The sequence below is a fragment of the Cedecea neteri genome, from assembly GCF_000757825.1.
Lineage (GTDB): Bacteria > Pseudomonadota > Gammaproteobacteria > Enterobacterales > Enterobacteriaceae > Cedecea > Cedecea selenatireducens.
The window spans coordinates 2328678-2348887 of record NZ_CP009451.1; the positions used below are offsets into that span (position 1 = coordinate 2328678).

The 20210-nt window shown below is 55.5% G+C and carries 19 protein-coding genes; 5 read left to right on the top strand and 14 right to left on the bottom strand.

Annotated elements, in window-relative coordinates; all coding sequences use genetic code 11:
• Nucleotides 1–109: 109 nt before the first annotated feature.
• The gene (locus JT31_RS10755) at nucleotides 110–613 is read right to left on the bottom strand and encodes a cupin domain-containing protein (RefSeq protein ID WP_038476688.1); all 504 of its coding nucleotides are present in this window, start codon (nucleotides 611–613) and stop codon (nucleotides 110–112) included.
• A gap of 95 nt (nucleotides 614–708) precedes the next feature.
• On the opposite strand from JT31_RS10755, the gene zur reads away from it, so the two are divergent.
• On the top strand, nucleotides 709–1221 hold the full coding sequence (gene zur, locus JT31_RS10760) for a zinc uptake transcriptional repressor Zur (protein ID WP_038476691.1): 513 nt from the start codon (nucleotides 709–711) through the stop codon (nucleotides 1219–1221).
• Between the two features lie 71 nt (nucleotides 1222–1292).
• Here zur and JT31_RS10765 read toward each other — a convergent pair whose 3' ends face one another.
• The 4 genes from JT31_RS10765 to JT31_RS10780 form a co-directional block, all read right to left on the bottom strand.
• On the bottom strand, nucleotides 1293–1502 hold the full coding sequence (locus JT31_RS10765) for a CsbD family protein (protein WP_038476694.1): 210 nt from the start codon (nucleotides 1500–1502) through the stop codon (nucleotides 1293–1295).
• Between the two features lie 235 nt (nucleotides 1503–1737).
• Nucleotides 1738–3072 (bottom strand): MATE family efflux transporter DinF, encoded by a 1335-nt coding sequence (gene dinF, locus JT31_RS10770; protein WP_038476697.1) that lies wholly within the window; start codon nucleotides 3070–3072, stop codon nucleotides 1738–1740.
• A gap of 75 nt (nucleotides 3073–3147) precedes the next feature.
• Nucleotides 3148–3756, bottom strand: a complete 609-nt coding sequence (gene lexA / locus JT31_RS10775) for a transcriptional repressor LexA (RefSeq protein WP_038476699.1) — start codon at nucleotides 3754–3756, stop codon at nucleotides 3148–3150.
• Nucleotides 3757–3865: 109 nt separating this feature from the next.
• Nucleotides 3866–4234, bottom strand: coding sequence for a diacylglycerol kinase (locus tag JT31_RS10780; protein ID WP_038483017.1), 369 nt, complete (start codon nucleotides 4232–4234; stop codon nucleotides 3866–3868).
• Nucleotides 4235–4365: 131 nt separating this feature from the next.
• Between JT31_RS10780 and plsB the strand changes: the two genes are divergently transcribed.
• Entirely contained in the window at nucleotides 4366–6795 is a 2430-nt protein-coding gene (gene plsB / locus JT31_RS10785) for a glycerol-3-phosphate 1-O-acyltransferase PlsB (protein ID WP_038476701.1), read from the top strand.
• 66 nt (nucleotides 6796–6861) lie between these two features.
• Here plsB and ubiA read toward each other — a convergent pair whose 3' ends face one another.
• From ubiA to malK, 5 genes are all read right to left on the bottom strand, one after another.
• Nucleotides 6862–7734, bottom strand: a complete 873-nt coding sequence (gene ubiA / locus JT31_RS10790) for a 4-hydroxybenzoate octaprenyltransferase (protein ID WP_038476703.1) — start codon at nucleotides 7732–7734, stop codon at nucleotides 6862–6864.
• Entirely contained in the window at nucleotides 7734–8243 is a 510-nt protein-coding gene (ubiC, locus tag JT31_RS10795) for a chorismate lyase (RefSeq protein ID WP_038476704.1), read from the bottom strand. Before ubiC ends, ubiA begins: the two co-directional genes overlap by 1 nt.
• A 222-nt stretch (nucleotides 8244–8465) precedes the next feature.
• The gene (gene malM / locus JT31_RS10800) at nucleotides 8466–9416 is read right to left on the bottom strand and encodes a maltose operon protein MalM (protein WP_038476706.1); all 951 of its coding nucleotides are present in this window, start codon (nucleotides 9414–9416) and stop codon (nucleotides 8466–8468) included.
• A gap of 99 nt (nucleotides 9417–9515) precedes the next feature.
• Nucleotides 9516–10838: a maltoporin gene (locus tag JT31_RS10805; protein WP_038476708.1), complete on the bottom strand. Its 1323-nt coding sequence runs from the start codon at nucleotides 10836–10838 to the stop codon at nucleotides 9516–9518.
• Nucleotides 10839–10880: 42 nt separating this feature from the next.
• Nucleotides 10881–11990, bottom strand: a complete 1110-nt coding sequence (gene malK / locus JT31_RS10810; protein ID WP_038476710.1) for a maltose/maltodextrin ABC transporter ATP-binding protein MalK — start codon at nucleotides 11988–11990, stop codon at nucleotides 10881–10883.
• A gap of 373 nt (nucleotides 11991–12363) precedes the next feature.
• Between malK and malE the strand changes: the two genes are divergently transcribed.
• The 3 genes from malE to malG all read left to right on the top strand — a co-directional run bounded on the left by malE (nucleotide 12364) and on the right by malG (nucleotide 16139).
• Nucleotides 12364–13554 carry a maltose/maltodextrin ABC transporter substrate-binding protein MalE gene (gene malE, locus JT31_RS10815; protein WP_038476712.1) on the top strand — a complete coding sequence of 397 codons (1191 nt, stop codon included), beginning with the start codon at nucleotides 12364–12366 and terminating at the stop codon, nucleotides 13552–13554.
• A gap of 137 nt (nucleotides 13555–13691) precedes the next feature.
• Nucleotides 13692–15236 (top strand): maltose ABC transporter permease MalF, encoded by a 1545-nt coding sequence (malF, locus tag JT31_RS10820; RefSeq protein ID WP_038476714.1) that lies wholly within the window; start codon nucleotides 13692–13694, stop codon nucleotides 15234–15236.
• Between the two features lie 12 nt (nucleotides 15237–15248).
• The gene (malG, locus tag JT31_RS10825) at nucleotides 15249–16139 is read left to right on the top strand and encodes a maltose ABC transporter permease MalG (protein WP_038476716.1); all 891 of its coding nucleotides are present in this window, start codon (nucleotides 15249–15251) and stop codon (nucleotides 16137–16139) included.
• A gap of 103 nt (nucleotides 16140–16242) precedes the next feature.
• Here malG and psiE read toward each other — a convergent pair whose 3' ends face one another.
• The 4 genes from psiE to JT31_RS10845 all read right to left on the bottom strand — a co-directional run bounded on the left by psiE (nucleotide 16243) and on the right by JT31_RS10845 (nucleotide 20204).
• Complete coding sequence (gene psiE, locus JT31_RS10830; RefSeq protein WP_038476718.1) at nucleotides 16243–16650, bottom strand: phosphate-starvation-inducible protein PsiE; 408 nt, start codon at nucleotides 16648–16650, stop codon at nucleotides 16243–16245.
• A gap of 85 nt (nucleotides 16651–16735) precedes the next feature.
• Nucleotides 16736–18832 carry a YjbH domain-containing protein gene (locus JT31_RS10835; protein ID WP_038476720.1) on the bottom strand — a complete coding sequence of 699 codons (2097 nt, stop codon included), beginning with the start codon at nucleotides 18830–18832 and terminating at the stop codon, nucleotides 16736–16738.
• Nucleotides 18832–19569, bottom strand: coding sequence for a capsule biosynthesis GfcC D2 domain-containing protein (locus JT31_RS10840; RefSeq protein ID WP_038476722.1), 738 nt, complete (start codon nucleotides 19567–19569; stop codon nucleotides 18832–18834). The genes JT31_RS10835 and JT31_RS10840 overlap by 1 nt, the downstream gene beginning before the upstream one ends.
• Nucleotides 19566–20204, bottom strand: a complete 639-nt coding sequence (locus JT31_RS10845; RefSeq protein WP_038476724.1) for a YjbF family lipoprotein — start codon at nucleotides 20202–20204, stop codon at nucleotides 19566–19568. The genes JT31_RS10840 and JT31_RS10845 overlap by 4 nt, the downstream gene beginning before the upstream one ends.
• Nucleotides 20205–20210: the final 6 nt, after the last annotated feature.

Here is a 20210-nt window from a genome sequence, read left to right on the forward strand (position 1 = left end):
GAGGCAGACTATTGCTGTGAATAGCGCGATAAAAAGATGGATATTTGAACCATCGGGAACCCAAATATATCCATAGGGTTAGCGTCTCATCGTTTCCTTGCTAATTAATTTATAGTTTACCCTTTGGCTTTCGTGAAGGCAGACCGTTATGCGGGCCAAAGAATTGCGGGGGATGATCTATCCAGCGATCCTTACGCTGCATGGCGTAAGACTGATTTAGCGGATAATAAATTTTATTTTCGGCTTTATTCGCTTCCCCAACGACCAATAGCCGAACGTCCTGCTCGGTATTATTGATAAAGGTATGGCAAATGCCTGTTCCGGCAGGAAAACCTACGCTATCGCCGGGTTCAAGCTGCCAAAGGTGGCCATTGATCCACACTTCCGGGTGCCCTTCGAGCACATAGGCAAACTCTTCTTCGCTGCTCTCAGCGTGGGGATAAGAGGTTCTGCGCCCAGGCGGAATGCGTTCGTGGTGAATACCAAGACGGGATAAGCCAAAACTGCGGGCCAGCGGGGCACCAATAGAAAACAGCTCCGGGCTGTCCGGGTAGGTTGAATTATCCCTGCCTTCCAGCTCGCGCCAGTGGCGAATACAATCGGGTTTTTGCATTACTTCCTCCTGGGTAGATAGGGTCATTATGTACCAGGATTCGGCGTTTTATCCGCATTATGGTAAAGTATTGAGTCAATGACCGGGAGAGGCAGATGGACACCACGACTTCGCAAAACGTGTTAGCACAGGCTGAAAAGCTGTGTCTGCAACGCAATGTACGCCTGACGCCGCAGCGTCTCGAGGTGCTGCGCCTTATGTCCGAGCAAACTGGCGCCATCAGCGCCTACGACCTGCTGGATCTCCTGCGCGTCAGCGAGCCACAGGCAAAGCCGCCCACCGTTTACCGTGCGCTGGACTTCCTGCTGGAGCAGGGTTTTGTGCATCGCGTGGAATCAAACAACAGCTATGTGCTGTGCAATTTTATCGACCACCCCACCCACTCTTCCGCAATGTTTATTTGCGACAGATGCGGTGCCGTCAAAGAACAGGCGGCTGAAGGTGTGGAAGATATTATGCAGAAGCTGGCGTCAAAAATGGGTTTTGCCCTGCGCCACAACGTGATTGAAGCCCACGGGCTGTGTTCAGACTGTTCGGAAGTTGAAGCCTGTCGCCACCACGGCGCCTGCAATCACGACCATACGATACAGCCGAAGAAAAAGCGTTAAGAAGGGTAGGTACATCCTTGTACCCGGGCAGGATTGGTTTTACGGATTAGCACATTTGAGGGGCCGCCAGGTTACCAGCGGTATTCGTTCCTGGACTCCCAGTCCTTAACCTCTTTCTCTGCCTGGTCTTTGGCGTAACCATAACGTTCCTGGATTTTACCCACCAGTTGGTCACGCTTCCCTTCAATGACGGTCATGTCGTCATCGGTCAGCTTACCCCATTTTTCTTTGACCGTACCTTTGAACTGCTTCCAGTTACCGCCGATTTCGTCCTTATTCATTGTCATCTCCTCATCGTTCGGTTTAGGGTTTTGCATCCTCATTGTCGGATGCTGAATTTCTGGAAAACATCCAATATCTGCTGGATGTAGAAATAATTGTAGTCAAGGATTTCGGGTTACATATAAAACTCAGAATCTTTAACCATTTTCAAAATCAGCGGCACGCGGACTCCCCGCCTTAAAAGCGGGAAATCAGCATGATAGATGAGAAGTTAACGAGGATCAGAAAACGCGATCAATGGTCGCCTTGCGCGGCAAACCAGGTGTTATTGCGCCAGTGGCGCCGCCAGATATAACCGAGCGACAGGCCGCGCAAAGCCAAAAATACCGCCAGCGACAGCCATAAAGCGTGGTTGCCAAACAGCGGCAGCGTAAGCAGCGTCACGCCAAAGCCCAGGGCGGCAACCGCCATGCTGTTTCGCATCTCGGCCCCGCGCGTGGCACCAATAAACATCCCGTCCAGCAGGTAGCACCAGACGCCCACCATCGGCAATATCACCTGCCAGGCAAGGTAGCGGTCGGCCTGCTGACGCAGCTCCGGCAAGGATGTCAGCAGCGCGACGATGTGTTCTCCGGCAACGGCATAGAGAGCGGCAAACGCCACCGCGACCAACCCGGCCTGCCTGCACGCTGCGCCCCAAACCTCCAGCAGTTGCCCACGGTTACGTGCGCCGTAGGCCTGGCCAGAATGAGCTTCCACCGCATAAGCGAAGCCGTCCAGCGCATAGGCGGTGAAGGTCAGCAGCGTCATCAGCACGGCGTTCACCGCCACAATTTCGCTGCCGAGGCGTGCGCCGAAGATGGTGATGGAGGCAAAGCAAATTTGCAGCAGCAGCGAACGCAGCATGATGTCGCGGTTCAGTGCCAGCAGCTTGCGTAGATCCCCCTGCCAGGCCGTTTTAAGGCGTGCCCAGCTAATGCCGCGCAGCTTCAGGACGTTGTGCACCATCAGCAGGCCGATGAAAAACGTGGCGTATTCAGACACCGCCGTCGCCAGCGCCGCCCCCTGCACGTTCATGTGCAGCCCCATCACCAGCCAAAGATCGAGCACGATATTGATAAGGTTTCCCACCACCAGCAGGATCACCGGTGCCCGCGCATACTGAACGCCCAGCAGCCAGCCCAACAGCACGAGGTTAGCCAGCGATGCGGGGGCACTCAGCCAGCGGATCTCCAGGAAACGACGAGCCTGATACAGCACCTCTTCGTTGCCGCCAACGACGTGCAGCGCGAGGGTGATCAGTGGATAACGCAGTAGCACGATGGCAAGCCCGGCGATCAGCGCCAGCATCAGCGGCTGAACCAGCGCGCGCGCCAGCCGCTGTGGATCGTTTGCGCCAAACGCCTGCGCCGTTAATCCGGTGGTGCTCATACGCAGAAACAGCAGCAGCATAAACAGGAAGCTGGTCGCCGTAGCGCCGATAGCCACGCCGCCGAGATAGGTCGGGCTGTCGAGATGGCCGATGACGGCGGTGTCAACCAGGCCCAGCAGCGGCACGGTAATATTGGAAAAAATCATCGGCAGCGCCAGTCGCCAAAGCGCACCATCCGTTGACGAGAAGAATCGCATGGGAATGATCCAGAGGAAAATAGAGGGGTTTAAAGCGGGTGGTACAGCAGGTTTACCGCACCACCAGAAGACGTGTTACAGCCATTCACCGTTGCGGATCACCCCGACGGCCAGACCTTCAATGCTAAAGTTCTGCTCGCGAAGATCGACCACAATAGGCTGGAATTCGCTGTTTTCAGGCAGCAGATGCACGGTGTTACCCTGCTTTTTCAGGCGTTTCACGGTGACTTCATCGTCGATACGCGCGACAACGACCTGGCCGTTACGCACGTCCTGCGTTTTGTGAACCGCAAGCAAATCGCCGTCCATGATGCCGATATCTTTCATCGACATGCCGCTGACGCGCAGCAGGAAATCGGCATTCGGTTTAAACAGCGACGGGTCAACCTGGTAGTGGCCTTCGATGTGCTGCTGTGCCAGCAGCGGCTCACCGGCGGCCACACGGCCTACAAGCGGCAGGCCGCTTTCTTCTTCAACCAGCAAACGAATGCCGCGTGATGCACCGGAAACAATCTCGATGGCACCTTTACGCGCCAGCGCTTTGAGATGCTCTTCAGCGGCGTTTGGAGAACGGAACCCCAGACGTTGTGCAATTTCGGCGCGCGTAGGTGGCATGCCGGTCTGGTTGATATGATCCCGAATGAGATCAAACACCTCTTGCTGCCTGGTAGTTAGTGCTTTCATTCCGCCCCCTGGGTGTTTATACAGTTATGCTGTGAGTATATACAGCCCCGGGCGAATTTGAAACCACAAATTAAGCAAAAAACCAGCGACTTAAACTATTCTGGAAGGACTATCGCAAATGTGACCAAAGCAAGGTGGCCCAGGTCGCAACCGCAAGAATAATCGCTATCAATACCGCGGCTGAACCCATATCTTTGGCTCGCCCTGAAAGCTCGTGGTAGTCGGTGCCCACACGGTCGACCAGCGCTTCAATGGCGCTGTTAAGGATCTCGACAATCATCACCAGCACCACCGAGCCAATCAGTAAAATGCGGGTGATAGGATCAACGTCCAGCCAGCAGGCAATGCCGATGGCAATAACCGCCGCAACGCCTTCCTGACGAAATGCAGCTTCGTTGATCCAGGCCGCTCGCAGTCCCTTCCATGAGTAGCCTGCAGCCTTAATAATGCGGGTGATGCCGGTGGTATTATTCGCCATTAAAGGAAACCTTTTTAAATATTGAGCGTCAATGCTCATTGAGTCTAAATCGCAGCGCCACAGAAATTCCCCAGAGTTTCTGATATCCTTGCGGCGCATTTGCATTATTAACCTGAGGCTTTACATCATCTATGTCAGGCTGGCCAAGAATTTACTACAAATTACTGAATTTACCATTAAGCGTTCTGGTAAAAAGCAAGTCTATCCCGGCCGATCCGCAAACCGAGCTCGGTCTGGATCCCTCACGCCCGATTATGTACGTCCTGCCCTACAATTCTAAGGCAGACCTACTGACGCTGCGTGCCCAATGCCTGGATCACGACCTGCCGGACCCGCTGGAACCTTTGGAAATTGACGGCGTACTGCTGCCGCGCTACGTGTTTATCCACGGCGGCCCGCGCGTCTTTACCTACTACACGCCAAAAGAAGAGTCGGTAAAACTGTTCCACGACTATCTGGATCTGCACCGCAGCAACCCGGATCTCGATGTGCAGATGGTGCCGGTTTCCGTGATGTTTGGCCGCTCCCCAGGACGCGAGAAAGGGGAAATCAATCCGCCTTTACGTACCCTGAACGGCGTCCAGAAATTCTTTGCGGTTTCGTGGCTGGGTCGCGATAGCTTTGTCCGTTTCTCTCCGCCGGTTTCGCTGCGCCGCATGGCGACCGAACACGGCACCGACAAAATTATCGCCCAAAAACTGGCTCGCGTGGCGCGTACCCACTTTGCCCGCCAGCGCCTGGCCGCAGTAGGCCCACGTCTGCCGGTTCGCCAGGATCTCTTCAACAAGCTGCTGGCGTCAAAAGCGATTGCCCGCGCGGTAGAAGACGAAGCCCGCAGCAAGAAAATCTCCCACGAAAAAGCGCAGCAAAACGCCGTCGCGCTGATGGAAGAGATTGCCGCCAACTTCTCCTACGAAGCCGTACGTTTAACGGACCGGGTTTTAGGCTTAACCTGGAACCGCCTCTATCAGGGCATTAACGTGCACAACGCCGAGCGCGTGCGCCAGCTTGCCCATGACGGCCACGAGATTGTCTATGTGCCCTGCCACCGCAGCCACATGGATTATCTGCTGCTCTCCTACGTGCTTTATCACCAGGGGCTGGTTCCGCCGCATATCGCCGCCGGGATTAACCTGAACTTCTGGCCGGCCGGCCCGATTTTCCGCCGCCTGGGCGCCTTCTTTATTCGTCGTACCTTCAAGGGCAACAAGCTTTACTCTACGGTGTTCCGCGAGTACCTCGGCGAGCTGTTCAGCCGTGGCTATTCCGTGGAGTACTTTGTCGAGGGTGGCCGTTCCCGTACCGGTCGCCTGCTGGATCCGAAAACCGGCACGCTGTCGATGACGATTCAGGCAATGCTGCGCGGCGGCACCCGTCCGATTACCCTGGTGCCGATTTACATCGGCTACGAGCACGTAATGGAAGTGGGCACTTACGCGAAAGAACTGCGCGGTGCGACAAAAGAAAAAGAGAGCTTCATGCAGATGGTTCGCGGCCTGAGTAAGCTGCGTAACCTGGGTCAGGGCTACGTTAACTTCGGTGAACCGCTGCCGCTGATGGCCTACCTGAACCAGCATGTGCCGGAATGGAAAGATTCTATCGATCCGATTGAAGCGATTCGCCCCGCCTGGTTAACGCCGACGGTGAACAATATCGCCGCCGACCTGATGGTGAGAATCAACAACGCAGGGGCGGCCAACGCCATGAACCTGTGCTGTACCGCGCTGCTTGCCTCACGCCAGCGCTCACTGACCCGTGAACAGCTCACCGAACAGCTGGACTGCTACCTGAACCTGCTGCGCAACGTCCCATATTCTCCGGACGCTACCGCCCCAACGGTCTCCGCAAATGCGCTGATCGACCACGCCCTGCAGATGAACAAGTTCGAGGTGGAGAAAGACACCATCGGTGACATCATCATTCTGCCGCGCGAGCAGGCCGTGCTGATGACCTATTACCGCAACAACATCATGCATATGCTGGTGTTGCCGTCGCTGATGGCGTCCATCATCACCCAGCATCGCCATATCTCACGTGCCGAGCTGCTTCGTCAGATAGAAGTCGTTTATCCGATGCTGAAGGCCGAGCTGTTCCTGCGCTGGGAAAAAAGCGAGCTGGGCAGAGAAATTGATGCGCTGATCGCGGAGATGGAACGTCAGGGGCTGGTGATGGTTGTTGACGATGAAGTGCAGATCAACCCTAACCGTTCTCGCACTCTGCAGCTTCTGGCAGCGGGCGTGCGCGAGACGGTTCAGCGTTATGCCATTACCTTCTGGCAGCTGAGCGCCAACCCGTCGATCAACCGCGGGACGCTGGAGCGTGAAAGCCGTACGGTGGCGCAGCGTCTGTCCGTTCTGCACGGCATTAACGCCCCAGAGTTCTTTGATAAAGCCGTCTTTACCTCGCTGGTACTGACCCTGCGCGATGAGGGCTACATTAGCGATACCGGAGATGCAGACGCGACCGAAACCATCAAGGTGTACCAGATGCTGGCAGACCTGGTGACCTCGGATGTACGTCTGACTATCGAGAGCTCAGCCTCCCAGGACGCTGTTTCCTGATTCGATAGAAACGAAAAAGGCGGGTCGGCATTATGCGTCGACCCGCCTTTTTTATTGCCTGAGCACTCAGAAATGCAGGTAGCTCAGTACCAGCCCAATAAACAGTACCAGGCCCACGTAGTTGTTGTTCATAAACGCTTTAAAGCAGCCTTCACGCTCGCGCCTGGCGATGAGTTTTTGCTGATGAATAAACAATCCACCCGCCAGTAAAATTGACCAGTAGAACGCGCCACCCAGGCCGTTTAGCCAGCCAACGACTCCCATCAGCACCATGGTCGCGATTTGCAGCAGGCCGATAATCAGCTTGTCGTGACGGCCAAACAGAATAGCCGTCGACTTAATGCCAATCTTCAGGTCATCGTCACGATCGACCATCGCATACTGTGTGTCATACGCCACGGTCCAGCAAATATTCGCCAGGAACATCAGCCAGCAGCTGAGCGGCACAGACTCGCTAGCCGCGGCAAAGGCCATTGGAATCGACCAGCCGAAAGCCGCCCCCAGCACCACCTGAGGCAAATGCGTGTAGCGCTTCATAAACGGATACACCCATGCCAGCGCCAGCCCTGCTATCGACAGCAGGATAGTCATGGTGTTGAGCGTCAGCACCAGCAGGAAGGCAAGGCCCACCAGCACGACAAACAGGATCTTCGCTTCTTTCTCTGAAACCGCCCCGCTGGGCAACGGGCGCTGCGCGGTGCGCTTAACGTGGCCGTCGAACTTACGGTCGGCATAATCATTCACGACGCAGCCTGCGGCGCGCATCAGCCAGACGCCAGCGATAAAGACAATCAGGTTCATCAGCGACGGCAGGCCCGGCGTTGCAACCCAAAGCGCCCACAATGTTGGCCACAGCAACAGCAGAGCGCCGATTGGCTTATCGGTGCGCATCAACCGGTGGTAGGCCAGAAGCTTTCCCTGGTTAAGACTCCACTCCATTATTTTTCCTCTTCGTACAGCGGAGACGCTGGCAAAAACAGTTCGGTCAGCAGCAGCGGTTTGCCGGAGAGCCTCAGCCGGGAGCGACGCCCCCAAAGTTCAGCGCTGCGGCCAATTTCGATGTAGTCGCGCGTCAGGGTTGATGAGCTAAACAGGTAGCGCCCGAGCGGCGTATTGCCAAGCTTTTGCAAGGCCAGCTCGGGACCCTCTAGCGTGGTTTCAGGCACAACGGTGCGCCCAAGTAGCCAGGGTTCATCATCACCACAGAGAATAATTTCCCGCAGCCAGTAGCGCTCAGAAGCAGGCAATAGCCCGACTTCAGGCATATCACTGCCGGCCGGGAAAAAACCTTCGCGCACAATGCGGACGGTGACTTTGCTGCAGTGCTGTTCGAAGCGTTTCGTCATCGAATCTTCCAGCAAGAGCCAGTCAAGATAAGCGGAGCTAAGCCCTTGCGGGACCTCCGTAAAGAAATTCAGGGCGCGCAACGGCGACAGCGCGTCGGACATGGGAATACTCTCCGATATATAACCTGGAGGCATTGTAACGCAGAACATCCCCGTGGGGGCAGACAATGGCAGCACCCGCGGCAAATATCGCAACAATTGAGCAACAGAAGAGCAATCTTAGGTAAGGGAGTACAACCCCCCTGTGGCTCGAATTATGACGGGGAAAAAAAAGGTGCGCCTGAGCGCACCAATACTTCAAGCATCAGCAACGTGGGGAGATGGTTACCCCTTGCCTTTTACACTGCTGATAAAAGTTTTACGGGCGGAGGTGGAACCCAGACGCTCGGCTTCATTCAGCAGTTTCAGGGCCTTATCGATGTCGCCTTTATCCACAGCCTGTTTAATTGCGCGGTTAAAATAGCTTTCCGTATCATTGAGCATCGGCTCGCTCTTCGCGGCCGGTGCCGGAGCAGGCGCGGCCACTGGCGCTGGAGCGGCAGCCGGTGCGGAGTAAGCCGTTGGCGGCGCTACGTTGCCCACGACAACAGGTTTCGCATCGGAACCACCGAAGATTTTGCCGATCATGATGTTGCCGCTGTTCTGTTCGGTTTTGACCTGCACCGTCAGCGTACCTTGCCCACTGTGACGGGCAACCGGGTCGGCAACGTCAGGAATGGCGTTGCTTGCCCCTTCGGCGTAGAGCTTCGCCGGGTTAATCATGCGGGTAGTCTCAGTCAGATCGTGTTTGGTGGTGTACACCAGCATATAGATCTGTTTCTGCCCCATCATCGGGGTCAGCTTCATGACGTTTTCCAGACGGTTGCCGGAGGTCATACCCGGCTTCTGGTACTGGAAGTAACTGCTCGGGAAGAAAGCAGAAGGCTGCATCTGCCCGTCGAGAATCAGGACGTTTGGCGCATAAACGCTTAAGTCTTTTACCAGGCTGGTCAGCGTGATTTCCAGTGAGCCCTGATCGGCTGGCAGTATGAATGCCGCCACGCTACCGGAGAGTTCACCTACGTTAAGGCTGGCCGAAGAGGCACTCAGGACCACATCCTGACTGACGGGCGGCATCAGCGGGACCCACGGCAGGCTCTGTAATTTTTCCGCAGGAATAGACGGTGCGGTTGAGACGTTTTGCGGGTTAATCGCCGCGTTGGCGGCAAATGAGGCCGGCACGGACGATAAGCCCAGGACGGGAAGCAGGCAAAGCGCGAGAAGATGTTTTTTCATTGTTTTATCCTCGAAGCGAACCCGCCTCCTTCAGGCAAAAAAGAGACGGGTCAGGCATGTGAAACTGGCGGGCGCTATGCACCCGCACAGCGGGTTAACTTACCACCAGACTTCCATCTGAGCACCGAAGGTCACTTCGCTGTCGTTGCCACGGCTGAAAGTACGGGCGCTGGTATCGCTGAAAGCAGTACCGGATGAGGCATTTGCCACGTAGTTGGCATCACCCACATTGCCGGAAGAGTAACCCCACTTCTCATCCCACTTGGCGTAGGTCGCGAAGACGCGGATGGCCGGACGAGACCAGATGCTGTTCCCCGCCTGCCACTGTTGTGCCAGGGTAATTTTGTACTGGTTGTTGCTCTTGTCGGTCAGCTGAGACTTCACGTTGTCATAGCCAACTTCCAGCAGGGTGCTCATGATTGGCGTCCATTTGTACATAGGACGAACGCCCACGGTCCACCACTTGGTGCCGTTGCTATCATCGCGGTTGATATCCTGGTACATACCCACATACATCAGGCCCCAGGTATCGTTGAAGTCGATAGCACCGTGGTCGATCACGCGCAGCATTTTGCCGTCGTTGTTTTTGGAGGTATCAGGACGTCCGGTACCGTTGGTTTGTGCCATCGCATTGGTGCCGTACTGCACCACAAATTTGTTCAGGCTGGTGCCAAGGAAGGTCTGAGTATGTTCCACGGTACCCAGCCAGCCATTGGAGGTAGCATTCTGATCGACTGAATCGTAGTGATCGGTATTATTTGCACGACCGTAATCAAAACCGACTTCCAGAGAACCGCCTGGGTTCACTTCCATCTGGCCTAAACGGATATCGAAGATGTCATTCGACTTGTTTTTCTTACGGGTTTCGCCGTCGATAAAGGCCTGAGAACCGCCAGCTTCACCGTTACGGGTTGCGGCCAGGGAGAGTTTACCGAAGCCCAGGTTGATGTCTTCAAGACCGGCACCCGGACCTGAAACGTCCCAGTAGTAGAAGTCGATCATGTGCACGTCATGACGTTTGTAGTAACGCTTACCTGCCCAGATGTTGGCCCCCGGCAGCGCGTCAATCAGGTTTTTACCCACCACGTTCATCTGGCGCACGCGCGGACCACCGTTGGTGTCCTCGTCATCGTTCAGCTGGTCGGTGGCGTAACCAATCATGGTGTCAACGTAGAAGCTTTTTTCACCTTCTTGCCAAACCTGCTGACCTAACTCAACTTCAGCATAAGTTTCGCACTCGTTACCCAGACGGTATTTAGAGCCAGCACCTGTCGCTTTAAAACACTGCTGCTCGCCGCCGCTACCTGTCCAGCCAATACCTGAACGTGCATAACCCTTGAAATCAACGGCGCCAGCCTGTGCAGACACAATGCCTGCAATAACGGCGACCGCCAGTGGGAGTTTGCGCAGAGTAATCATCATTCTATCTCCTGAGATCATTGCTTTTCTTTTTTATGGGAATGCTTAAACGCCGGGCTCTTGATGCAACCGACGACATGCGGTGCCATCTTCTCGGAACAGATGGCAACGCTCTGGCGGCAGGCCAATAGCGAATGTGGCACCCTCTTTTACCAACACCACGTCATTCTGGCGGTAGACCAGGTTCTGACGAATGGCGGGGATTTGGATGTGAATCTGAGTCTCATGTCCCAACTGCTCAACGACCTGCACTTCCCCTTCAAGGGTGACATCAGCAATGTCGCTCGGCAGCAGGTGTTCCGGGCGGATGCCAAGAGACATATTGGCGCCTACCTGAACGTTGCGGCTTTCTACCGGCAGCCAGACATGCTGACGGTTAGGCAATTCCACCTGCACCTGATCAATGGCCGTCGCGGTCACTTTTACCGGCAGGAAGTTCATTTTTGGCGACCCGATAAAGCCCGCCACAAAGCGGTTTGCCGGGTAGTGATACAGCTCTAACGGTTTCCCGACCTGCGCGACGCGTCCGGCGTCCAGCACGACGATTTTGTCGGCCAGGGTCATCGCCTCAATCTGGTCATGGGTCACGTAAATCATCGTGCGGCCCAGGCGCTTGTGCAGACGGGATATCTCGATACGCATCTGCACGCGCAGCGCCGCATCGAGGTTTGAAAGTGGTTCATCCAGCAGGAATACGCGTGGCTCCGCTACCAGGGTTCGGCCAATGGCCACGCGCTGGCGTTGCCCCCCGGAGAGCGCTTTTGGGCGTCTTTCCAGCAGGTGCGCGAGCTGCAGGGTTTCAGAAACCTGATTGACGCGCTGGTTGATATCGTCTTTTTTTGCCCCGGCCAGCTTCAGGCCAAAGGACATGTTTTCCGCGACAGAGAGGTGGGGATAGAGGGCGTACGACTGAAACACCATGCCAACGCCGCGTTCAGCGGGTGGAATGTCGTTCATGCGCTTTTCACCAATCATCAGTTCGCCGCTGGTGATGGTTTCGAGGCCCGCAATCATTCGCAGCAGCGTTGACTTACCGCAGCCTGAAGGTCCGACAAAAACCACGAACTCTCCTTCATTGATGTCGAGGTTGATATCTTTCGATACCACCACGTCACCCCAGGCTTTTGTTACGTTCCGCAGCTGTACGCTTGCCATTACCACTCCCTCATTACTGCCGCCTGCCGCTGGGCAGGTGATTCAATATGTGTCCGACTATGAGGGATCGCTACATTTGGTAAATCCTCCACCCTAACGCTTTTTTGTGGGGGAGGAGGCGGGAGGATGAGGAAGGGGCATCTGCAACCGGTTGCAGGTACCACAAGGGATTTTCGTGATCGCGGCTTCAGTTTTCAGTGCGTTTTTATGTGCGCCAGGACACATAACGGCCAGTTATGCAAAGCAGATCACAGATAACCACCCAGGGGCGTAGAGCAAAGGAGGATGAGAAGCGCTTGCCATCTCCGCAGACTTAACAACGTTAATCTGCACTACCCTATAAAGCGCACACCACCACTCAAAGGATGGGAACATGAAAATTAAAACCGGCGCCCGTATCCTCGCTCTGTCAGCCCTGACGACGATGATGCTTTCCGCCTCTGCACTGGCAAAAATCGAAGAAGGCAAACTGGTCATCTGGATTAACGGCGATAAGGGCTACAACGGCCTGGCCGAAGTCGGTAAGAAGTTTGAGAAAGATACCGGTATTAAAGTCACCATCGAACATCCTGATAAACTTGAAGAAAAATTCCCTCAGGTGGCAGCAACCGGCGATGGCCCGGATATTATCTTCTGGGCTCATGACCGCTTTGGCGGCTATGCCCAGTCCGGCCTGCTGGCCGAAATCACCCCAGACAAAGCTTTCCAGGACAAGCTCTATCCGTTCACCTGGGACGCGGTGCGTTACAACGGCAAATTCATCGCTTACCCGATTGCGGTAGAAGCGCTGTCGCTGATTTATAACAAAGACCTGGTGCCAAACCCGCCGAAAACCTGGGAGGAGATCCCAGCCCTGGATAAACAGCTGAAGGCGAAAGGTAAGAGCGCGTTGATGTTCAACCTGCAGGAGCCGTACTTCACCTGGCCGCTGATTGCCGCCGACGGCGGGTATGCCTTCAAGTTCGAAAACGGCAAATATGATGTGAAAGATGTGGGCGTAGACAGCCCGGGCGCAAAAGCGGGCCTCGGCTTCCTGGTCGATATGATCAAGAACAAGCAGATGAACGCCGACACCGACTACTCCATCGCTGAAGCCTCGTTCAACAAGGGCGAAACGGCGATGACGATTAACGGCCCGTGGGCCTGGTCCAATATCGATAAGAGCAAAATCAACTACGGCGTGACGCTGCTGCCAACCTTTAAAGGCAAGCCGTCTAAACCGTTCGTGGGCGTACTCAGCGCCGGTATCAACGCCGCCAGCCCGAATAAAGAACTGGCGAAAGAGTTCCTTGAAAACTACCTGTTGACCGACCAGGGTCTGGCAGACGTAAACAAGGACAAACCGCTCGGTGCCGTGGCGCTGAAATCCTTCCAGGAGCAGTTGGCTAAAGATCCACGTATTGCTGCCACCATGAATAACGCCCAAAAAGGCGAGATCATGCCGAATATTCCTCAGATGTCTGCCTTCTGGTATGCCGTGCGTACCGCAGTTATCAACGCCGTTAGCGGTCGCCAGACCGTTGATGCTGCGCTGAAGGATGCTCAGGGACGTATCACTAAGTAAAGCTTGCCCCTCACCCCGGCCCTCTCCCCATAGGGGAGAGGGGGGAATTTGGATTGAGTCCGGCCCTTTCTATCCCCTCTCCCCTGTGGGGAGAGGGTTAGGGTGAGGGGAAATAATACGCTGTAGAGGAACACCCCATGGATGCAGTTAAAAAGAGCCGCTGGTGGCAAAGCGAGGGGCTGAAATGGTCAGTCATCGGCGCGTTGGGCCTGCTGGTTGGCTATCTTGTGGTTTTAATGTACGCCCAGGGGGAGTACCTGTTCGCCATTATGACGCTGATTTTAAGCTCACTTGGCCTCTATATTTTTGCGAACCGCAAGGCCTACGCCTGGCGCTATGTGTACCCCGGCATGGCCGGCATGGGGCTGTTCGTCCTGTTCCCGCTCATTTGCACCATTGCTATCGCCTTTACCAACTACAGCAGCACCAACCAACTGACGTTTGAACGCGCGCAGCAGGTGCTGATGGACCGCCAGTATCAGGCGGGTAAAACGTTCAATTTTGGGCTTTACCCGAACGGTAACGAGTGGACGCTGGCGCTCACCGACGGGGAGAGCGGTAAAAACTATGTTTCGGACAAATTCACTTTTGGCGGCGCACAAAAAATCCAGCTGAAAGAGGCAGACGCCCTGCCGGAAGGCGAGCGCGGCAACCTGCGTGTTATCACCCAAAACCGCCAGGCGCTCGGCCAGATAACCGCCGTCCTGCCGGATGAAAGCAAAGTAGTGATGAGCTCGCTGCGCCAGTTCTCCGGCACGCGCCCGCTCTACACCCTGGCGGAAAACGGTGAGCTGACCAATAACCAAAGCGGCGTAAAATACGCGCCAAATGAGCACATCGGCTATTACCAGGCGATTAACGCCGACGGCAGCTGGGCCGGTGAACAGCTAAGCCCCGGCTATACCGTTACCATCGGCTGGAAAAACTTCCTGCGCGTGTTCCACGACGACGGCATCCAGAAACCGTTCCTCGCCATCTTCGTCTGGACGGTTATCTTCTCCGTGCTGACGGTGATTCTGACCGTTGCGGTCGGCATGGTGCTGGCCTGCGTGGTGCAGTGGGAATCGCTGAAAGGCAAAGCCGCTTACCGCCTGCTGTTGATCCTGCCGTATGCGGTACCGTCGTTTATTTCGATTTTGATTTTCAAAGGTTTGTTCAACCAAAGCTTCGGCGAAATCAACATGATGCTGAGCGCGCTGTTTGGCATTAAACCGGCATGGTTTACTGACCCGATAACCGCCCGTTCGATGATCATCATCGTCAATACCTGGCTTGGCTATCCGTACATGATGATTTTGTGCATGGGACTGCTGAAGGCCATTCCTGACGACCTTTATGAAGCCTCGGCGATGGACGGCGCTGGTCCATTCCAGAACTTCTTTAAAATCACGTTGCCGCTGCTAATTAAGCCGCTAACGCCGCTGATGATTGCCAGCTTTGCGTTTAACTTTAACAACTTTGTGCTGATTCAGCTGTTGACCAACGGCGGGCCGGACCGGCTCGGGACGACCACGCCGGCAGGCTATACCGACCTGCTGGTGAGCTACACCTACCGCATCGCCTTTGAAGGCGGCGGCGGCCAGGACTTCGGCCTCGCCGCGGCTATCGCTACGCTTATCTTCCTGCTGGTTGGGGCGCTGGCTATTGTGAACCTGAAAGCCACCCGCATGAAGTTTGATTAAGGAACCTGACCTATGGCTATGGTGCAACCCAAATCTCAAAAGCTGCGTCTGTTTCTCACGCACTTTCTGCTGCTGCTGTTTATCGCGGCAATCATGTTCCCGCTGCTGATGGTTATCGCCATATCCCTGCGTCCGGGTAACTTTGCGACCGGCAGCCTGATCCCGGACCAGGTGTCCTGGGAACACTGGAAACTGGCGCTGGGCTTTAGCGTCGAGCATGCCGACGGCCGCGTGACGCCGCCGCCGTTCCCGGTCCTGCTGTGGCTGTGGAACTCGGTAAAAATTGCCGGCATTACGGCGATTAGCATCGTCGCCCTTTCCACCACCTGCGCTTACGCCTTTGCCCGTATGCGCTTCCCGGGGAAAGCGACGCTGCTGAAAGGCATGCTGATTTTCCAGATGTTCCCTGCGGTGCTGTCACTGGTGGCGCTGTATGCCCTGTTTGATCGCCTGGGCCAGTACATTCCGTTTATCGGCCTGAATACCCACGGCGGGGTTATCTTTGCTTATCTGGGCGGGATTGCGCTGCACGTCTGGACGATTAAAGGCTACTTCGAAACCATCGACGGTTCGCTTGAAGAAGCCGCCGCGCTGGACGGAGCAACGCCGTGGCAGGCGTTCCGACTGGTGCTGCTGCCGCTGTCGGTGCCGATTCTGGCGGTGGTGTTTATTCTGTCGTTTATCGGCGCGATTACCGAAGTGCCGGTGGCTTCTTTACTGCTGCGCGACGTGGACAGCTATACGCTGGCCGTAGGCATGCAGCAATACCTCAACCCGCAAAACTACCTGTGGGGCGATTTTGCCGCCGCGGCGGTGCTCTCCGCGATACCGATTACCGTGGTCTTCCTGCTGGCCCAGCGCTGGCTGGTAAGCGGCCTGACCGCCGGCGGGGTGAAAGGTTAACGTTTATCCCTGAAAGTCATTGGCTTCATCTTTATGTCGTACCACTGCAACCCTCAACTTTGACCTTAGCACTTTATTCAGGCGGCCCCAGGGCCGCCCTTTTTTATTCTCGTTTCAGGCGCTGGCTGTTGCACAGCCAGAGCGTTATCACCAGCACCAGAATCGCCGCCGAATAAATCAGCACGTCGAGCGGCGATTTATGATCGATGATAATCAGGCGCACGATCGCGGTGATGCCGATGTAGACGAAGTAGCGCAGCGGGAAGTGATAGCCCGACTGAAAGTACTTCACAATCAGCGCGATAAACTCGAAATAGAGGAAGTAAACCACCAGCCCCTCGATAAACAGATACGAGCTGGCGTCATCCCCCGGCGTAAACAGCACGGTGGCCAGGTGAATGGTTTCTTTGCCCAGGAAGATAATCAGGATCAGCCCCAGGGCTAATAAACCCAGATTGAGCACCGTCTGCATGACGGTAGAAATCCAGGCAAAACGCGGTGTCGCAGGCATAACAGCCCCTCATTATTATTGTGGTATTGAGAGGCTGTTATACTTTGAAAATGTGATCTTGATCTAGTTTATTTACTTACCTTCACTAGCGAAAATTTTCACTGCGATCGCCGGTCATGCCGTACAGGTCAAACTTACGGCCGAGCATCTGCCCGCCGTCACGCGTCAGCGGCGTCCAGGTTACCTGAGCACGGCTTCGGGTTGGGTACGCCGAGAAGATATCCAGCGGAATATTGATATAGAAGCCCTTGGTAAAGTCCCCTTCCCCGTATTCTTTCTTCGACACATTGGTGATAGTGGCGTAGGTGCCCACCACAATGCCGCTGTCAAAGTGTTTAGAGATCTCCAGCGTGCCACCCTTATCCTGCGCCAGGTACTGGCCAATACTGAGCTTAACCAGCACATCCTGAGCAAACGGTGGCGTCCAGTAGCCGGTGATATGCCCGGTTTTTGCGCTGTAATCGGTAAATTTCATCATGTCTTGCGAACTGCGCCAGTCACGCTGTTTGACGTAGTTGCCGTTGACGCCGATCGCCCAATTACTGTCCACCGGACGATACAGCAGCTCGGCCCCTGCGCCGCCATACATGGTTTCCAGATACCCCGCATAAACCTGGCCGTAGATCCCATGTCCGAAGTACTGGAAGTAGTTAGCCTGCAGGTTGTTGATGTAAACATCGTTTTCTACATACTCGCGAACGTGGGTACGCACGCGCGGCAGCGTGGAATCCATTGGCGGATTGGTGTAGTTAAATTTGTCGTAGTTATTGGCGACGTTGGCAAACAGGCTGCCGCTGGTTAACAGGTGGTCCGTCAGCCAGTAATCGACGTTCCCCATCACCCCAAGCTGGTACATGTAGAAGCTTTCCGGGCCGCCGATGGACTGATTGAGAATCGGATCTATCGAGTAGTTGAAGCGCGACTTCTCGATGTAATACCCCTGCTCGGTGCTTTCAGGCACCACGGGCTCAACGCGTTTTTGTACCAGCGTAGTTTCATGCCCCAGCGGTTCGCCTGCAAGGTGATTGCGCAGGCTGGCCACGTCCGTTTCTGTGGTCACCTGCGGCAGATTAAGGCGGCTTTCGGTTATGCGGATAGTACGAATATTATCCGGCAGGTCATTCATGATAATGCGGTTGGCACGTTCGATACCTTCGCGAGAATTACGGTATTTCACCTGCTCGCCCGTGACATAAAGCGTGTCACCTTTAACCTGAATATTTGGGTTAACCAGCCCGGCGTTGTACTTCAGATCGGTCAGCTGGTTTGCCACCACGTTGTGCTGCAGAATTTCATCCTGCGGATGAGGCTGGTATTCAGGGCGACGGGAGTCGCCGTACCCCGGCTTGAGGTCGTTAAAATTGGAGCGCAGCGTCACGCCGAACATAAAGGTATTGCCGCGCTCATAGCTCACGTTCACATCGGCCCAGTCGGCCACCCGGTAGATTGCCCCGACGTTGACGCTGCTACGCTGATCTATTTTCCCGGCAAATTCATGGCTGTAGTTGTTGCCTTCGTACTCAAGCTTCAGCCTGAGCGGCTGCCACGGCGTCTGGTACTCTACGCCCCCGAACAGCGACGTCGGGCCGTGGAACATGCCGCTAAAGTTGAAGGAGCCCGCCATGTTGTAGCTGTTATCGCGGTGACAATATTTGTCGCTGTATTCACACAAAGGGTTCTTGATATTGCCGCTGGTACCCAAATATCCCCAGCCCATGCCGAGGCTAAAATCGAACGGCCCCCAGGCTTTGCTCGCCACCACATATTCACCGTCAAACAGCCCGGTACCGCCCAGATCCCGAATACCAGCGGACACCTGAGGTAGCCAGTCCCCTTCTTCCCAAAGGCGGAATTTCACGTCAAACGCTTTGTCTTTGTAGGTCTGATTGCCCGAGAACGCCTGCACGCTACTGTAGTGGCGAGTACGCACGTCGGTATAGCGCAGCGTGGCCTCCATCCAGGGGAAAAGCTGCATGGAGGCGGAGTAGAAGCGGTACTGATCGTTATCGCGATAGTTGAGGTTGAATTCCCCTTCTGGCGCCATTCGCGCCGTGGGCGTTTGCAGCAGGCCTACGCCACCAAAGTCTGCCTGAGAGGGGCCAACGGGTGCCGGATACGTTTCGGCGCGGCAGGCGGAGGTCACCGCCAGCGCAATCAGGCTATACAGGTAACGTTTTTTCATTAATCCGGTATCCGATGGGTCAGGGTATTAAGAATTTGCTGGTTCAGCTCGTCAAAGGTGGAGCTGAAAAGGCGGTCGGAGAAACCAACAAAAATGAGGCTGCCCGGCGAGGGTTCGATATGGCGTTTATTCCAGTACGCCACCGGCGCTTTTTCGGTTTTGCCATTCGGGTAAATCACCCAGGCATAGCTTCTTTCGGCCCCGCTCAACAGGCTGATGTCGTCCAGATATTCATCGACGCTACGCCCGGGCGTGAAGGGTTTAATGCCGGGTGAGCTGACTAACCCCACCAGCGTAATCGTCGTGGGCTGTGGGCCAGTCCACAGGCTGTATTCTCCCTGCAGCGGCACGTTCGCCTGCGGGCGAAGTCGAACCCAGTCGGGATCCAGATTGACAAACTGCCGTCCCGTGACGTGGATTGCGCTGAGCTGCTGGCGCAATCCGTTGATTGCCGCGCCGTCGTCTCCGCCTTCATCAGCAGCGACTTCGCCGAGCCGGGCCAAAAGCTGCTGCTGTTTTTGTTCTTCTGCCGCGCTGGCCTGCCGTTCGCTGATAACCGCTCCCGGCCACCAGCTGCGGCTGAGTTCAGGGCGCGTCACTAAATCCGCCAGCCGCTCAGCGTCTTTAATCACCTGCGGCTGCGTTTGCGATTTGCTATAAACCGTCACCGTACTTTCTGCGTGGCTTAAGGCGCTGGCGAAAAGCAGGGCTATCAGGGGAAAGGGGATTTTTTTCATTGTTTTGCCGCCTTCACAAGAAGCGTGGTGACAGGCCAGTAGCCCGGGCCCAGATACTGTTTTGATTTGCGGATTTGCCCTTCGTCGTCCACCCAGTAGCGGTTGGTCCAGCTTTTCCCTGCCGCGGTGACCTCTTCTTCAAGAACGCGCACTTTGGTCAGGCTGCTGCCGACTTTTACGGTATCGGTACCGTCAAATTCAAAGCTGGATGTGGCGGGGGCGTAACGTACCTGCTGGTGTTCTGTCCAGGCTATCTGCCGGGTCCAGCTCGCACCCTCCGTAATCTGTTTCACTTTCGCCAGCGGGTCGCTGCCCAGGTTGGTGACTTCCGTCAGGTTGTCGCCCAGCCCGGAGGTTTTCACGATGCGGCCATTTTGCGTGACGATGACCGCTCTGTCCTGCGTCACCCATTTCTGCTGGCCGTCTTCGTTATAAGCGAGCACCACGAACAGCTGCGGGCCGTTGTTGATGCTCATGTACTGGCTCGCGTAGCGCATCTCGGCAATTTCATCATCGGTAAGCTGTACGCCACCGCCTCCGGCAATACTGTTCCAAAGCGAGGTACCCAGCCCTCTGGTGGTCGCTGAGCACGCCTGGAGTAACAGACAGACAAAGAGTATTGCGAGTCGCTGCACGGTGAT

Excerpts from the sequence above, each read along its gene's own strand:
- dinF (WP_038476697.1), bottom strand. The coding sequence starts at position 3,072 with ATGCGATTCTTCTCGTCAACGGATGGTGCGCTTTGGCGACTGGCGCTG.
- JT31_RS10840 (WP_038476722.1), bottom strand. The coding sequence starts at position 19,569 with ATGAAAAAAATCCCCTTTCCCCTGATAGCCCTGCTTTTCGCCAGCGCC.
- JT31_RS10835 (WP_038476720.1), bottom strand. The coding sequence starts at position 18,832 with ATGAAAAAACGTTACCTGTATAGCCTGATTGCGCTGGCGGTGACCTCC.
- malM (WP_038476706.1), bottom strand. The coding sequence starts at position 9,416 with ATGAAAAAACATCTTCTCGCGCTTTGCCTGCTTCCCGTCCTGGGCTTA.
- JT31_RS10755 (WP_038476688.1), bottom strand. The coding sequence starts at position 613 with ATGCAAAAACCCGATTGTATTCGCCACTGGCGCGAGCTGGAAGGCAGG.
- malE (WP_038476712.1), top strand. The coding sequence starts at position 12,364 with ATGAAAATTAAAACCGGCGCCCGTATCCTCGCTCTGTCAGCCCTGACG.
- JT31_RS10780 (WP_038483017.1), bottom strand. The coding sequence starts at position 4,234 with ATGGCGAATAATACCACCGGCATCACCCGCATTATTAAGGCTGCAGGC.
- lexA (WP_038476699.1), bottom strand. The coding sequence starts at position 3,756 with ATGAAAGCACTAACTACCAGGCAGCAAGAGGTGTTTGATCTCATTCGG.
- psiE (WP_038476718.1), bottom strand. The coding sequence starts at position 16,650 with ATGCCTGCGACACCGCGTTTTGCCTGGATTTCTACCGTCATGCAGACG.
- malG (WP_038476716.1), top strand. The coding sequence starts at position 15,249 with ATGGCTATGGTGCAACCCAAATCTCAAAAGCTGCGTCTGTTTCTCACG.
- JT31_RS10765 (WP_038476694.1), bottom strand. The coding sequence starts at position 1,502 with ATGAATAAGGACGAAATCGGCGGTAACTGGAAGCAGTTCAAAGGTACG.
- ubiC (WP_038476704.1), bottom strand. The coding sequence starts at position 8,243 with ATGTCCGACGCGCTGTCGCCGTTGCGCGCCCTGAATTTCTTTACGGAG.
- zur (WP_038476691.1), top strand. The coding sequence starts at position 709 with ATGGACACCACGACTTCGCAAAACGTGTTAGCACAGGCTGAAAAGCTG.
- plsB (WP_038476701.1), top strand. The coding sequence starts at position 4,366 with ATGTCAGGCTGGCCAAGAATTTACTACAAATTACTGAATTTACCATTA.
- malK (WP_038476710.1), bottom strand. The coding sequence starts at position 11,990 with ATGGCAAGCGTACAGCTGCGGAACGTAACAAAAGCCTGGGGTGACGTG.
- malF (WP_038476714.1), top strand. The coding sequence starts at position 13,692 with ATGGATGCAGTTAAAAAGAGCCGCTGGTGGCAAAGCGAGGGGCTGAAA.
- JT31_RS10805 (WP_038476708.1), bottom strand. The coding sequence starts at position 10,838 with ATGATGATTACTCTGCGCAAACTCCCACTGGCGGTCGCCGTTATTGCA.
- ubiA (WP_038476703.1), bottom strand. The coding sequence starts at position 7,734 with ATGGAGTGGAGTCTTAACCAGGGAAAGCTTCTGGCCTACCACCGGTTG.